The organism is Deinococcus sp. AB2017081 (genome assembly GCF_034440735.1).
Lineage (GTDB): Bacteria > Deinococcota > Deinococci > Deinococcales > Deinococcaceae > Deinococcus > Deinococcus rufus.
In genome coordinates, this window is the sequence record NZ_CP140098.1 from 3,223,217 (window position 1) to 3,238,434 (window position 15,218).

A 15,218-nucleotide genomic window follows, 5' to 3' on the forward strand; every position below is an offset into this window, starting at 1 on the left:
TGAGTACCCTCGATCCGCGAGAAACTGCACCTGTGCGTCCTGACCTGCGTTGGGTGTACCGGCCAGAAAATCACGGAGCTGCTCTACAGCAGCATCTATGTTCACCCCAACTCCCCTCTGAACTGCCCGATCACCCTCGGGTCGTTGGCGTAGAAGTAGCGGATGTCGGGGATCTTGTACTTGAGCATGGCGATGCGCTCTGGCCCCAGGCCGAAGGCGAAACCGGTCTTGCCCTCGTACACGCGCGCCTTGCCCTGGGCCTCGCGGAGGTCGTCGACCGCCCGGAAGACGTTGGGGTGCACCATGCCGCAGCCGCCCAGCTCCAGCCATTTGCTCTCGCCGCGGGGGTTGTCCCAGTACACGGCGAAGTCCGCGCCGGGTTCCGTGAAGGGGTAGTAGCTGGGCTGGAAGCGGACTTTCGCGCTGGGGCCGTACAGGCCGCGGGCCATCTCGGCGATGGTGCCCTTGAGGTCGGCCATGCTGATGCCGTCGCCGACGACGAGGCCCTCGAGCTGGTGGAACATGGCCTCGTGGGTGGCGTCGGTGGCCTCGTAGCGGTAGACCTTGCCGCGCGCGACGATCTTCAGGGGGGGTTCGTGGGCGACCATGTAGCGCACCTGCATGGGGCTGGTGTGGGTGCGCAGCAGGCGGCCGTCCTCGAGCCAGAAGGTGTCCTGGAGGTCGCGGGCGGGGTGGTACCACGGGACGTTCAGCGCCTCGAAGTTGTGGTGCTCGTCCTCGACCTCGGGGCCTTCCACGACGGTGTAGCCCATTCGTTCATAGATTGCCGTGAGGTCGTCGTACACACGGTTGATGGGGTGCAGACCGCCGGCGGGCAGCGGCAGGCCCGGCAGGGTGACGTCGATGGCCTCGCCGGCGAGTTTCGCGTCGAGGGCCGCGCGCTTCAGGGTCGCCTCGCGCTCGTCGAGGGCGGCCTGGATCTCCTGGCGGACGGCGTTGATCTCCGCGCCGCGGGCCTTGCGTTCCTCGGGCGGGAGGGTGCCGAGGGTGCCGAGTTCGCGGGTGACGGAGCCGCTCTTGCCGACGTACTTCGTCTTGACGGCCTGGAGGTCGTCGAGGGTCTGGGCGGCGTGGATTTCGGGGATGGCTTCGTGCATGGGTTCTCCTGTGGCATGACGCTGCTGACATGAAACGGTGCTGACATGAAAAAGCCCCGCCCGGGGGTGGGCGGGGTGACGCGCTTGACCTGCGTTCAGGTCAGCGGAACCCCGGGCGGGGAAAACGGCGAAGGTGTACCGGGCCGGGGCGTCATGGGTTCAGGGTAGCAGACATGGGCCGGGGGCTGGCCACCGTCCTTAAGTTCCCTTCATGTTCCATCCCGGTCTGTCCCCACGGGCGACTGGCCCTGTTTTACACGTCTGGGCGCATGCCAGCATGAAGCCATGGGTGAGGTGCATGTGGAACTGGTGCTGCTGGCGGCGGGGGTACTGCTGCTGGTGAGTCTGGTCGTCAGCCGGCTGGGTGGGCGGCTGGGCATTCCGGGGCTGCTGCTGTTCCTGGGTGTGGGAATGCTGTTCGGCTCCGATGGCCTGGGCATCCAGTTCCACGACTACCGGTTCGCGCAGGCCCTGGGCACGCTGGCGCTGTGTTTCATCCTGTTCCAGGGCGGGCTGGACACGAACTGGACACAGACGCGGCCAGTCGTGCGCCGGGGCCTGAGCCTCGCAACCATCGGGGTGCTGGGTACGGCGGGCATCATGGCGGCGTTCACGCACTTCGCGTTCGGCCTGCCGTGGCTGGTGGCGTGGCTGCTGGGGGCGGTGGTCAGCAGCACCGACGCCAGCGCGGTGTTCAGTGTCCTGAAAGAACGCCAGCTGGGCCTCAAGGGCGACGTCACGCCGCTGCTGGAATTCGAGTCCGGCGGCAACGACCCCATGGCGGTGTTCCTGACGGTGGGACTGCTGGAGCTGATCGCGCATCCGGAACGCGGCGTGCTGAGCATCGTGCCCCTGTTCCTCCAGGAGATGGTGATCGGGGCGCTGGCGGGGGTGGTGCTGGGCCGGGCGGCCCTGTGGATCATCAACCGCGTGCAGCTCCAGTTCGAGGGGCTGTATTCGGTCCTGAGCATCGCCCTGGCGCTGGTGGTGTTCGGCGGCGCGGCCGTGGCGGGCGGCAGCGGTTTCCTGGCGATCTACATCGCGGGCGTGATCCTCGGCAACGCCGAGTTCATCCACAAGCGCAGCCTGATCAACTTCCACGACGGCCTGTCGTGGCTGATGCAGGTGGCGATGTTCCTGACGCTGGGGCTGCTGGTGAACCCACGCGACCTGCTGCCCACGGCGGGCCTGGCGATCGCGTGCGCGCTGGTGCTGGTGTTCCTGGCCCGGCCCCTGAGCGTGTACCTGAGTCTGGCGAACGCGAAGATGCCGCTGAACGAGAAGAGCATGGTCGCGTGGGTGGGGCTGCGCGGCGCGGTACCGATCGTGCTGGCGACCTTCCCGCTGCTGGCGGGCGTGCCCCAGGCCACGACCCTGTTCAACATCGTGTTCTTCATCGTGCTGACCAGCGTGCTGCTCCAGGGCACGACCCTGACACTGGTGGCCCGCTGGCTGCACGTGCGCGAGCAGGTGCCGGTGACCCCGGCCTATCCGATCACATACACGCCGACCGCCCACGGAAAGAGCGACATGGTCGAGGTCGACGTGCGGGCAGGGAGCGCGGCGGCCGGGCAGCGCATCGTGGATCTGCGGCTGCCCCCGGAGGCGCTGCTGATCCTGGTGCACCGGGCCGGCGAATTCCTGATTCCCAAGGGAGCCACCCAGCTCATTCCCGGCGACAGCGTCCTGGTGCTGGCTGACGGCGAGGCGCTGGAGGTGGTGCGCGAGCGGCTGGGCACACCCACATGACGGCGCCCCCCCGCCGGGCGGTGCTGCCGGGGGCATCTGAAGTGGCCAAAACGTAAGACTGCGGGCATGGAGGGCTGCCTAGGCTCTGGAGAATGAAGGCGCCCGCCCGTTCTCCTGTGCTGTCCGAGCCGCTGCTGGCGATGCTGGGCCTGGCGGTTGTGTATGGAGTGCACCTCACGCAGCTGGGCGGGTGGTGGGGGCCAGGCCACGCCCTGCAGGGCTGGCCCTACGTCCTGGTGTTCGTGGGCTGCGGCGCCCTGATCCTGCGGCTGGCCACCCGGACGGCCGAGGTTCGGGCGTGGCAGCTGGTCGGCGTCGGCACCGCCCTGTGGGGCGTGGGACAGCTGATCTACGCCAGCTCACCCCAGCCGGTACCCATGCCGGGCCTGAACGACGTGTTCTTCCTGTCGCTGCCCGCGTGCTTTCTGCTGGCGCTGCTGCGCTTCGAGCGGCGCTGGCCGTCGCTGCCGGGAACAGCCGCAAAACTGGACGTGGCGGCGCTGGTGGTCAGTGCCGGGGGCTACCTGTGGTTCTACCAGCTGGCCCCGCAGCTGGCAGCCCCCACGGGGGACGTGGCCGCAGACCTGACCTCTGCCGCGTATCCGCTGGCGGATCTGCTGCTGCTGGCCCTGCTGCTCGCCCACGGCTGGCGCACGCGGGAGGGAGCTCCGTGCGGCACGTGGCTGCTGGCGCTGGGCGTGCTGGGCTTCATCGTGGCGGATCTCGGGTTCACGTCGCTCACGTTGCGTGGGACGTACACCGGCAACGAGTGGCCGGACGCGCTGTGGCCGCTCGCCGCCCTGGCCTTCGCGGGGGCCACGTGGCGAGCGACGGTGCGGCCACGGCGATTCCTGCCCACGTGGATCCCCCTGACCGGTGCCCACACCCGGCTGGCCCCGTACGCCGCGCTGCTGAGCAGCTTCGCGCTGCTCCTGAATGTGCCGGAGCTGCGCTCGCCCGCCGGTGCCGGCGTGGCGCTGACGACCTTCGTGGTGTCGCTGCTGGTCGCGGCGCGTCAGACCCTGGCCCTGCGGGAACTGCAGGATCACCGCACCCTGCTGCATCACCAGGCGCACCACGATCCCCTGACTGGCCTGGGCAACCGGGCACAGCTGGATGCCGTGCTGGGGGGCGCTCTGGCCGGCGACGACACGGTCGGCCTGCTGTTCGTGGATCTCGACGATTTCAAGTTCGTGAACGACGCGCTGGGCCACCGCGCGGGTGACCTGTTCCTGCAGGAGGTCGCGCGGCGGCTGTGTGGGGCGGCCGGCCCGGGCACCACGTGCGTGCGTCTGGGCGGCGACGAGTTCGTGGTGGTGCTGACGCCGGCCACGCGCGACACCCTGGAGGCGCTGAGCGAGCGCGTCGTGCTGGCCCTGCGCGAGTCCGTGACGCTCTCGGGACAGCGGCTCCAGATCACGGCCTCGGTGGGCGCGGCGCTGTCCACACGGCAGCAGCGCGACCCGGCGGCGCTGCTGCGCTGGGCCGATCAGGCGATGTACGAGGTCAAGCGCACCGGCAAGAACGCCCTGAGTATCTACACGCCGGGGGTGCACGACCAGCTGGCCGCCCGCCGGGTGCTGATCGAGACCCGCCTGCGCGGCGTGCTGGAGCGCGGCGAGCTGAGCCTGCACTACCAGCCCCAGCGCGACCAGGACGGCCGGCTGCGGCGCTTCGAGGCGCTGCTGCGCTGGACCGATCCGCAGCTGGGGCCGGTCTCGCCCGGCGAGTTCGTGCCCATTGCGGAGATGGCCGGTCTGATGGTCGCCCTGGACAACTGGGTGATCGACGAGGCGTGCCGCCAGCTGGCGCTGTGGCTGCCTGTGAACCCGGACCGGCAGGTGGCGGTGAACATCAGCCCGCCACATCTGGTGCGATCGGACTTCCTGCCGGGCCTCCAGCGCACCCTCCAGCGGCACGGCATCCCGCCGCACGCCCTGGAACTGGAGGTCACCGAGCGGCTGCTGATCGAGAACGAGGCCCAGGCCCGTGACACGCTGCGGGCGCTGCTCGATCTGGGCGTGCATGTCGCCATCGACGATTTCGGGGTGGGGCAGTCGTCGCTGGCCGCCCTGCTGCGCCTGCCGATCACGACCCTGAAGATCGACCGGGCCTTCACGCATGAACTGGAGACCGGCGCAGTGGGCAGTGCCCAGGCACAGGCCGCGTACACGGTGGTGCAGGCCATCGTGGCGCTGGGGCAGGCGCTGGCCCTGCGGGTGGTGGCCGAGGGGGTGGAGACGCCCACCCAGGCGCAGCTGCTTCAGGGGCTGGGGGTGGACGCCCTCCAGGGGTACTGGATCGGCCGGGCCTCGCCCCCCGAGGGTGCGCCGTTCTTCACCATGCCGGAGTCGTCTGGACTGGGCTGGAGCGGCCCGGCGTGAGGCCCGGTGCCGGTGCCAGGTCGTCTGCCCTGCAAAGACACGCCCGCTCTGGCCCTCAGGTACGGGTGTTACCGTGGAGCCATGACGACTGCCGAGAAGCCCGCCGCCGTGCGCGATACGGCCATCTTCGACCTGATCGACCGCGAGCGTGACCGGCAGCTGCACGGCCTGGAACTGATCGCCTCGGAGAACTTCACGTCGGCCGCGGTGCGCGAGGCGCAGGGCAGCGTGCTGACCAACAAGTACGCGGAGGGCTACCCCGGCAAGCGCTGGTACGGCGGCTGCGAGGTCGTGGATCAGGTCGAGCAGCTCGCCATCGACCGCGTGAAGGAACTGTTCGGCGCGGCGTGGGCGAACGTGCAGCCGCACTCGGGCAGCAGCGCGAACCTCGCGGTGTACAACGCGCTGATCGAGCCCGGAGACACGGTGCTGGGCATGGACCTGTCGCACGGCGGGCACCTGACGCACGGGAACCCCGTGAACTTCTCGGGCCTGCGGTACCACATCGTCGGGTACAAGGTGAACCCGGAGACCGAGCTGATCGACATGGACGAGGTGCGCCGGCTCGCGCACGAGCACCGCCCGAAGATGATCATCGCCGGGGCGAGCGCGTACTCGCGCACCATCGACTTCGCGGCGTTCCGCGCCATCGCGGACGAGGTGGGCGCGATCCTGTTCGCGGACGTGGCGCACATCGCGGGCCTGATCGCGGGGGGCGTGCACCCGAACGCGCTGCCGCACGCGCACGTGGTCGCCAGCACCACGCACAAGACCCTGCGCGGGCCGCGCGGCGGGATCATTCTCTCGAACGACCCCGAGATCGGCGCGAAACTCGACCGGGCGGTGTTCCCCGGCTACCAGGGCGGCCCGCTGGAGCACGTGATCGCCGCGAAGGCCGTCGCGTTCGGTGAGGCGCTGCGCCCCGAGTTCCGCACCTACGCCGCGCAGATCATCGCGAACGCGCAGGCCCTGGCGAACGCCTTCCAGAACCTTGGGTACCGCGTCGTGTCCGGCGGCACGGACAACCATCTGTTCGTGCTCGACCTGCGCCCGCAGGGTCTGAACGGGACGAAGGCCACCCGCCGCCTGGACGCCAGCCACATCACCATCAGCAAGAGCACGCTGCCGTACGACACCGAGAAGATCCTGCACGGCGGCGGCATCCGGATCGGCACCCCCGCCGTCACCACCCGTGGCATGAAGGAATCCGACATGCCCAGGATTGCCGACCTGATCGACCGCGCACTGAAGGAACAGGACGTGAAGGCCGAGGTACACGCCTTCGCAGGCGGCTTCCCACTTCCGTGAGTGAACCGCGCATTCCGGGCACGCGCCCGGGGTGAAGGCAGTACCCTGAGCGGACGATGGCGACCCTGCACGGTGACGTGGTACCGGAACTGACTCTGGAACTCGCCCGGCTGGGCCTGAGCGCCCAGGATCTGGGAAGCGCCATGCAGCCGGTGCTGGACACGCTGGTCACCCGGACGGCCGCCGTCGGCTCCGGGTATTTCCAGTGGCGCGACCAGACGCTGACGTTCGCGGCGCGGGCCGGCAGCGGTCACATGCCGGACGGGCCCATCATGGCGGCGCTGCTCGCGCACGGCCTGCCGGGCGACCTGCCGCTCATGGATGAGCTGCGCGCGGCGTCCGGGGTGCTGTTCTTCCCGGATACCCGCGACGACGCGGCCACGGCCGGCTTTCCGGAGCTGGGCGTGCTGGCCCTGCTCGCCGCGCCGGTTCGGGCCCGCAGTGGGGAGCTGGTCGGCGCGCTGCTGGCACACGTGTTCACACCGCACCTGTGGACGGCGGACGAGCGGGTGCTGGTCAGCCACGTGACCAGCCTGCTGTCGCTGCTCGCGGCGCGCCTGGATGCCGAGGAGCGGGAGCTGGCAGCGCAGGAGGGCGCGCTGCGGGCCCTGGGCCTGTGCCTGGAGGCGCGGGACGCCGAGACGCAGGGCCACACGGACCGGGTCACGGCGCTGGCCCTCACACTCGCGGCGCGGCTGAACCTGCCGGACGACGAGCGGCGCGCGCTGCGCTGGGGCGCATACCTGCACGACATCGGCAAGATCGGCATCCCCGACGACATCCTGCGGCATCCCGGCGCACTCGACGCGCAGATGTGGACGCGCATGAAGGCCCACGTGCCGGACGGCCTGAGTCTGGCCCGGCAGCTGCCGTTCCTGCCCGCCACGACGCTGGACGTGATCGCGTGCCACCACGAACGCTGGGACGGCACCGGGTACCCCGAGGGCCGCGCCGGAAACGACATTCCCCTGCCGGCGCGGATCTTCGCGGTGTGTGACGTGTTCGACGCGCTGACGCATGCCCGGCCCTACAAGGCCGCGTGGTCGCTGGACGACACCGTGGCCGAGATCCGGGCCGGGCGGGGCACCCACTTCGACCCGCAGGTCGTGGACGCGCTGCTGGACGAGCTGGACGCCAGGGCACCGCGACACTGACGACACCCCATTCCCGAAACCGACCGGGTAGATTTGGCTGTGAACGTAACATCGGTGTACAGTGACGCATGGCACGCTCCGCGCCCATCGACGTCCTCGCCTCCTACGCCACCGCCGTGTACGCCCGCGACGTCGACGCCCTGCTCGCCCTTTACCACCAGGACGTCACCGTGTACGACATGTGGGAACAGTGGCTGTACGACGGACAGCCCGCGTGGCGCGGCATGGTCGAGGGCTGGTTCGGCAGCCTGGGCGACGAGCGGGTGCAGGTCACCTTCGACGACGTCCGCAGCACCGTCACGCCCGACATGGCCACGGTGCACGCCATCGTCACGTACGCCGGCCTGAGTGCCGGCGGCGAACGCCTGCGCGCCATGAACAACCGCGTGACCCTCACCCTGGTGCCCGGCGGGAACGGCTGGCTGATCCTCCACGAACACAGCAGCGCCCCCGCCGCCTTCGAGAGCGGCAAGGTCAACCTGAACCGCCTGGGGTGAGCCGGGAACCTACACTGCGCCCATGCCGATCAAATCGCTTGAAGGAGCACTGTCCACTATCGACGCGTTCCAGGGCACTCCAGAGGACTTCAAACTGTCTATAGATGACACCCTGCTTGACCCTGCAGGCGTCACCATGGCGATCATCACCGACCGCATCCTGTCCAGGGACTGGGAACCGGCGGGTGTCGAACTGCGCCAGGGCTACCGTGTCTTCTCTTATCGGGAAATGGAGTAGATCTCGGTGCAGACGTCCCCGGAGGTGACACCGGTCGACGTCCACTCCGGGACATCCAGATACGGAGGGCAGAGCGCCACCGGCCCTCTGCCCTCCGTGCTGTGCCGTCTGCGCTTATCGGGGCAGCACCGATGTCCCCATCAGGTGCTGGTCGATGGCGCGGGCGGCCTGACGGCCCTCGCGGATGGCCCACACGACGAGGCTCTGGCCGCGGCGCATGTCGCCGGCGGTGAACACGCCGGGCTCGCTGGTCACGTAGCCGCTGCCCTCGTCGGTGCCGGCCAGCACGTTGCCGCGGGCGTCCTTGGCCACGCCGAAGGAGTCCAGCACACTCTGCATGGGGTTGGTGAAGCCCATGGCGAGCAGCACGAGGTCGGCGTCGTGGACTTCCTCGCTGCCGGGCACCTCGGTGAGCTTGCCGTCCAAGAGTTCGATGCGGACAGTCTTGACGCCCGTGACCTTGCCGTTCTTGCCGAGGAATTCCTTGGTGGCGATGGCGAACTCGCGCACCGCGCCCTCCTCGTGGCTGGTGCTGGTGCGGAGTTTCAGGGGCCAGTACGGCCACACCAGCGGCTTGTTCTCCTGCTCGGGCGGCTGCGGCATGACCTCGAACTGGGTCACGCCGGTCGCCCCGTGGCGGTTGCTGGTGCCCACGCAGTCGCTGCCGGTGTCGCCGCCGCCGATCACGACGACCTTCTTGCCGTCGGCGCGGATCTGCTTGCGGAGCTTGTCGCCGGCGTTCACGCGGTTCTGGTTGGGCAGGAACTCCATGGCGAAGTGGATGCCGTCCAGGTCACGCCCGGGGGCGGGCAGGTCGCGGGGCTGCTCGGCCCCGCCGGCCAGCAGCACGGCGTCGAACTCGGCGCGCAGCTCCGCGGGTTTCACGGCCTGCTTGCTGAGGTTCGTGACGCGGGTGTCCTTCGGCCACTCGCCCACGACGACGCCGGTGCGGAAGGTGACGCCCTCGGCCTCCATCTGGGCCACGCGGCGGTCGATGTGGTGCTTCTCCATCTTGAAGTCGGGAATGCCGTAGCGCAGCAGGCCGCCCACGCGGTCGTTCTTCTCGAACACGGTCACGTCGTGCCCGGCGCGCGCGAGCTGCTGCGCGGCAGCGAGCCCGGCGGGGCCGGAGCCGACCACGGCGACCTTCTTGCCGGTCTTCACCTCGGGCGGCTGCGGCGCGACCCAGCCCTCCTGCCACCCGCGCTCGATGATGGCGAGCTCGATGCTCTTGATGCCCACGGGGTCGTCGTTGATGTTCAGCGTGCACGCGGCCTCGCACGGCGCAGGGCAGATGCGGCCCGTGAACTCCGGGAAGTTGTTCGTGGAGTGCAGCGTCTCCAGCGCGGAGCGCCAGTCGTCCTGGTACACGAGGTTGTTGAAGTCCGGGATGATGTTGTTGACGGGGCAGCCGTTGTTGCAGAACGGGATGCCGCAGTCCATGCAGCGCACCGCCTGCTTCTGTGCGCGCTCGCCGGCCAGCGGCTCCACGAACTCGCGGTAGTGCTTGAGGCGCGCGGCGGGCTCGGCGTACTGCTCCTTGATGCGGGGCTGTTCGAGGAAACCGGTGATCTTGCTCATGGGGACTCCGGGGAGGGAAGGAGAAACCTGTTCGTGAGGTGCGTGGGCAGGAGCGCTCGGCCCGCTGCCCCCGGCCCGGTGCGTCTTATTTCGTCAGGGTGCCCTGGCCGCCCTTCTTGCCGGTCTTGACCTTCATGGAGGTGGTGTCGGCGGCCTGCACGGTGCCGGGCTCCGGCTGGGCCGGCGCGGCGGCGCGTTCCTTGAGGGCGCGCTGGTATTCCAGCGGGAAGACCTTGACGAACTTCTTCAGCGAGGCGTTCCAGTCGTCGAGGATCTCGCCGGCGCGCTGGGAGCCGGTGTAGCGGTGGTGCTCCTCGATCAGGGCGCGCAGCTGCGATTCGTCGCTCCGGCCACCGTGCAGGGAGCGAGGATCGGCACTCTGGAGCTGCTCGTCCTCGGGCTGGACGCGGTGCAGGCTGACCATGCTGAGGTTGCAGCGCTTCTCGAACTGGCCGTCCACGTCGTACACGTAGGCGACGCCGCCGCTCATGCCTGCCGCGAAGTTGCGGCCGGTCTTGCCGAGCACGACCACCGTGCCGCCGGTCATGTACTCGCAGCCGTGGTCGCCGGTGCCCTCCACGACCGTCTGCGCGCCGCTCAGGCGCACGCCGAAGCGCTCACCGGCCACGCCGCGGAAGAAGGCCTCGCCGGCCGTCGCGCCGTACAGCACGGTGTTCCCGACGATGATGTTCTCCTCGGCCTTGCCGCGGAACTCGATGGTGGGCCGCACGACGATCCGCCCGCCGCTCAGGCCCTTGCCGGTGTAGTCGTTCGCGTCGCCGATCAGGTACAGGGTCAGGCCCGGAGCGAGGAACGCGCCAAACGATTGGCCGCCGGTGCCCTCCATCTGGATGTGCACGGTGTTGTCCGGCAGGCCGCCAGGCCGCGCACGGATCAGTTCGCCGGACAGCATCGCGCCGACCGAGCGGTTCACGTTGCGGACGTCCTGCAGGAAGTGCACCTTCTCGCCCTTGTCGATGGCGGGGCGGCAGCGCTCGATGAGTTTCAGGTCGAGCGCCCGGTCGAGCCCATGATCCTGGGTCTGGAGGTGGCGGGTGCCGACGTCCTGGGGCAGTTCCGGGCGGTAGAACACGCGGCTGAAGTCCAGGCCCTGCGCCTTCCAGTGCTCGATGCCCTTTTTCGTGTCCAGCAGGTCGCTGCGGCCGATCAGGTCGTCGAAGCTGCGGATGCCCAGCGAGGCCATGATCTTGCGGGCTTCCTCGGCCACGAAGAAGAAGAAGTTGATGACGTGCTCGGGCTTGCCCTGGAAGCGGGCGCGCAGCACCGGATCCTGTGTGGCCACGCCCACCGGGCAGGTGTTCAGGTGGCACTTGCGCATCATGATGCAGCCCTCGGCGACCAGGGGCGCGGTGGCGAAGCCGAACTCATCGGCCCCCAGCAGCGCGGCGATCACGACGTCACGGCCGGTCTTGAGCTGCCCGTCGGTCTGCACGCGCACGCGGTCGCGCAGGCGGTTCAAGACCAGTGTCTGCTGCGTCTCGGCGAGGCCCAGTTCCCACGGCGTGCCCGCGTGCTTGATGGAGCTCCACGGGCTCGCGCCGGTGCCGCCGTCATGCCCGGCGATCACGATGTGGTCGGCCTTGCACTTCGCCACGCCCGCCGCGATGGTGCCCACGCCGACCTCCGAGACGAGCTTGACCGAGACGTCCGCGCGGGGGTTGACGTTCTTCAGGTCGTGGATGAGCTGCTTGAGGTCCTCGATGGAGTAGATGTCGTGGTGCGGCGGCGGGCTGATCAGGCCCACGCCGGGCACGCTGTGGCGCAGGAAGCCGATGTACTCGCTGACCTTGCCACCTGGGAGCTGCCCGCCCTCGCCGGGCTTCGCGCCCTGCGCCATCTTGATCTGGATCTGGTCGGCGCTCGTCAGGTACCCGGTCGTCACGCCGAAGCGGCCCGACGCGACCTGCTTGATCTTGCTGCGCAGGCTGTCGCCGGGTTCCAGCGGGTAGTCCACCTCGACGCGCCTCTCGCCGGTGGCCCCCACGCCCAGGACGCTGCCCAGGCTCTCGCCCGCGCCGATCTTCTCGCCGCGCATCTCGCGCTCGTAGCGGGCCGGGTCTTCCCCGCCCTCGCCGGTGTTGCTCTTGCCGCCGATGCGGTTCATGGCGACGGCCAGCGTGGTGTGCGCCTCCGTGCTGATCGAGCCCAGGCTCATCGCGCCGGTGGCGAAGCGCTTGACGATCTCGGTCGCGGGCTCCACCTCGTCCAGCGGGATGGCCTCCACGCCGTCCGTGCGGAACTCGAACAGGCCGCGCAGCGTCATGTGGCGGCGGCTCTGGTCGTTGATGATCCGCGCGTACTCCTCGAAGGTGGAGTACTGCCCGCTGCGCACCGAGTGCTGCAGCTTGGCGATCGCGTCCGGAGTCCACATGTGCTCCTCGCCGCGCGCCCGCCACGCGTATTCGCCGCCGGCATCGAGCTTGTCCCTCAGCAGGGGGTCGTCACTGAACGCCGCGCGGTGCATCCGCAGGGCCTCCTCGGCGACCTCGAAGATGCCGATGCCGCCGACCTTGCTGCTCGTGCCGTAGAAGTACTTCTGGACGAAGTCCTCCTTCAGGCCGATCGCCTCGAACAGCTGCGCGCCGCAGTAGCTCATGTACGTGCTCACGCCCATCTTGGACATGATCTTGCTCAGGCCCTTGCCGATGGCCTTGATGTAGTTCTGGATGGCCTTCTTCGCGCCCACGGACGACAGGTCGGGCATGCCGGGGATGTCCTGGTGCAGGTCGGCCAGCGTCTCCAGCGCCAGGTACGGGTGGATGGCCTCGGCGCCGTACCCGGCCAGGGCAGCGAAGTGGTGCACCTCGCGGGCGTCGCCGGTCTCGACGACCAGGCCGGTCTTCATGCGCAGCCCCGCCTTCACGAGGTGGTGGTGCACGCTGGACAGCGCCAGCAGCGCCGGGATGGCCACGCGGTCACGGTCCACGCGCCGGTCGCTCAGGATGATGATGTTGTGCCCGCTCTCGATGGCGTCCACGGCCCACGCATTGATGGTCGCGAGTTTCGCCTCGATGCCGCGCGAGCCCCACTCGGCCGGGTACGTGATGTCCAGGTCGTAGGACTTGAACTTCCCGCGCGTGTGGCCCTCGATGGAACGCAGGCGGGCGATGTCGTCGAAGTCCAGGATGGGCTGGTCCACCTGCAGGCGCATCGGCGGATTCACGGCGTTGATGTCGAGCACGTTGGGGCGCGGCCCGACGAAGGACACCAGACTCATGACCACGGCCTCGCGGATCGGGTCGATGGGCGGGTTGGTGACCTGCGCGAACAGCTGCTTGAAGTACGAGTACAGCGCCTTGTTCTTGCCGGACAGCACCGCCAGCGGCGAGTCGTTGCCCATCGACCCGATGCCTTCCTCGCCGCTCAGGGCCATGGGGCCCATCAGGAACTTCAGGTCCTCCTGCGAGTACCCGAAGGCCTGCTGCCGGTCGAGCAGCGACTCGCTGAACTCGCCGACCGAGCCGGTGTCGTCGGAGTCCGACAGGGGCACGCGGGTGTTCTCGACCCACTGCCGGTAGGGCTTGGCCTGCGCGAACTGCGTCTTGAGTTCGTCGTCCTCGATGATCCGGCCCTGTTCCAGGTCGATCAGGAACATCTTGCCGGGCTGCAGGCGCCACTTCTGCGTGATCTGCGCTTCCGGGATGGGCAGGACGCCGGACTCCGAGGCCAGGATCACCAGATCGTCGCGCGTGCGGACGTACCGCGCGGGGCGCAGGCCGTTGCGGTCGAGGGTCGCGCCGACCTGCCGGCCGTCGGTGAAGACCATGGCGGCCGGACCGTCCCAGGGCTCCATCATCGCGGCGTGGTACTCGTAGAACGCGCGGCGGCGGTCACCGATCAGCGTGTTCTGCTCCCAGGCCTCGGGGATCATCATCATGGCGGCCTGCGCCATCGGGTAGCCGGCCAGGGTCAGGAGTTCCAGCGCGTTGTCGAAGGTGGCGGTGTCGGACTCGCCCTCGAAGGAGATCGGGTAGAGCTTCTTGAGGTCGTCGCCCAGCACGGGCGAGCTCATGATGCCCTCGCGGGCGCGCATCCAGTTGAAGTTGCCCTTGACCGTGTTGATCTCGCCGTTGTGGGCGACCATGCGGTACGGGTGCGCCAGCGGCCACTCGGGGAAGGTGTTCGTGCTGAAGCGCTGGTGCACCAGGGCCAGCGCCGACACGACCCGCCGATCCTGCAGGTCGAGGTAGTACTCGCCGACCTGGTCGGCCAGCAGCAGGCCCTTGTAGATGACGGTGCGGCACGACATGGACGGCACGTAGTACTCGGCGCCGTGCGTGAAGGCCAGCGCGCGGATGGCGTTGCTGGCGCGGCGGCGGATCACGTACAGCTTGCGTTCCAGGGCGTCCGGCACCAGGGTGTCCGGGCCGGCCCCGATGAACACCTGCCGGATCACGGGCTCCTTCTCGCGCACGGTGGGGCTCATGGGCATGTCGCGGTTCACCGGCACGTCGCGCCAGCCGAGCACGATCTGGCCCTCGGCGACGATGGCGCGTTCCAGTTCCTGCTCACACGCGCGGCGGGACGCGATCTCCTTGGGCAGGAAGATCATGCCCACGCCGTAGTCGCCGGGCGGGGGCAGCACGATGCCCTGCTCGGCCATGACGGCGCGGTAGTACTCGTCCGGGATCTGGATCAGGATGCCGGCGCCGTCCCCCATCAGGGCGTCGGCGCCGACCGCGCCGCGGTGGTCGAGGTTCTCGAGGATCTTGAGGCCCTGCTCGATGATCGAGTGGTTCTTCTGCCCCTTGATGTGCGCGACAAAGCCCACACCGCAGGCGTCGTGCTCCTGGGCGGGGTACAGGCCCTGCGCGGCGGCAGCGTGGCGTTCGGCGGTGTCCGCGCCGCTGACCGGGGCGACGCTGGTGGGCCGGGGGCCAGTGCTGTGCTGTTCGTTCATGTCCATGTCATCGCTCCATCTCACCGTGGGCGTCCCGGCGGTGAACCCGGCAAGCCCGCTCGGGCGGGCCAGTGTGTCCACAGTACACGTATGCACGGGCGGCATCGAAAACTTGTTTATAACGTGCAGATCGGAAGAACTCAGAATCGCGCCGGCGATATGTTTGCTTTGCTAAGCAAATAGATACACTATGTGGCCCAGGCTTACAGACGCGGCACAGACCGCTGCCTTGACCTGGCGACTGACAAGACGGTCAGCGTGGCCCTCG

9 protein-coding genes are annotated in these 15,218 nt (G+C 69.1%); 6 read left to right on the top strand and 3 right to left on the bottom strand.

Translation table 11 applies throughout. The features are described from left to right. Positions 1 to 101: 101 nt before the first annotated feature. Positions 102 to 1,118 carry a phenylalanine--tRNA ligase subunit alpha gene (gene pheS, locus U2P90_RS15805; protein ID WP_322472867.1) on the bottom strand — a complete coding sequence of 339 codons (1,017 nt, stop codon included), beginning with the start codon at positions 1,116 to 1,118 and terminating at the stop codon, positions 102 to 104. Between the two features lie 285 nt (positions 1,119 to 1,403). Here pheS and U2P90_RS15810 point away from each other — a divergent pair, with 285 nt between their 5' ends. The 6 genes from U2P90_RS15810 (at position 1,404) to U2P90_RS15835 (ending at position 8,448) form a co-directional block, all read left to right on the top strand. Beyond that, on the top strand, positions 1,404 to 2,867 hold the full coding sequence (locus U2P90_RS15810; RefSeq protein ID WP_322472868.1) for a potassium/proton antiporter: 1,464 nt from the start codon (positions 1,404 to 1,406) through the stop codon (positions 2,865 to 2,867). A 92-nt stretch (positions 2,868 to 2,959) separates the two neighbouring features. After that, positions 2,960 to 5,251 (top strand): putative bifunctional diguanylate cyclase/phosphodiesterase, encoded by a 2,292-nt coding sequence (locus U2P90_RS15815; RefSeq protein ID WP_322472869.1) that lies wholly within the window; start codon positions 2,960 to 2,962, stop codon positions 5,249 to 5,251. 81 nt (positions 5,252 to 5,332) lie between these two features. Continuing rightward, positions 5,333 to 6,559, top strand: a complete 1,227-nt coding sequence (gene glyA / locus U2P90_RS15820) for a serine hydroxymethyltransferase (protein WP_322472870.1) — start codon at positions 5,333 to 5,335, stop codon at positions 6,557 to 6,559. 56 nt (positions 6,560 to 6,615) lie between these two features. Beyond that, positions 6,616 to 7,713 (top strand): HD-GYP domain-containing protein, encoded by a 1,098-nt coding sequence (locus U2P90_RS15825; protein WP_322472871.1) that lies wholly within the window; start codon positions 6,616 to 6,618, stop codon positions 7,711 to 7,713. 68 nt (positions 7,714 to 7,781) lie between these two features. After that, positions 7,782 to 8,210 carry a YybH family protein gene (locus U2P90_RS15830; RefSeq protein ID WP_322472872.1) on the top strand — a complete coding sequence of 143 codons (429 nt, stop codon included), beginning with the start codon at positions 7,782 to 7,784 and terminating at the stop codon, positions 8,208 to 8,210. A 22-nt stretch (positions 8,211 to 8,232) separates the two neighbouring features. Beyond that, positions 8,233 to 8,448: a hypothetical protein gene (locus U2P90_RS15835; protein WP_322472873.1), complete on the top strand. Its 216-nt coding sequence runs from the start codon at positions 8,233 to 8,235 to the stop codon at positions 8,446 to 8,448. Between the two features lie 114 nt (positions 8,449 to 8,562). Here U2P90_RS15835 and U2P90_RS15840 read toward each other — a convergent pair whose 3' ends face one another. Both U2P90_RS15840 and U2P90_RS15845 read right to left on the bottom strand, forming a co-directional pair. Then, on the bottom strand, positions 8,563 to 10,029 hold the full coding sequence (locus tag U2P90_RS15840) for a glutamate synthase subunit beta (protein ID WP_322472874.1): 1,467 nt from the start codon (positions 10,027 to 10,029) through the stop codon (positions 8,563 to 8,565). Positions 10,030 to 10,114: 85 nt separating this feature from the next. Then, positions 10,115 to 14,956 (bottom strand): glutamate synthase-related protein, encoded by a 4,842-nt coding sequence (locus tag U2P90_RS15845; RefSeq protein ID WP_322472875.1) that lies wholly within the window; start codon positions 14,954 to 14,956, stop codon positions 10,115 to 10,117. Between the last annotated feature and the right edge of the window lie 262 nt (positions 14,957 to 15,218).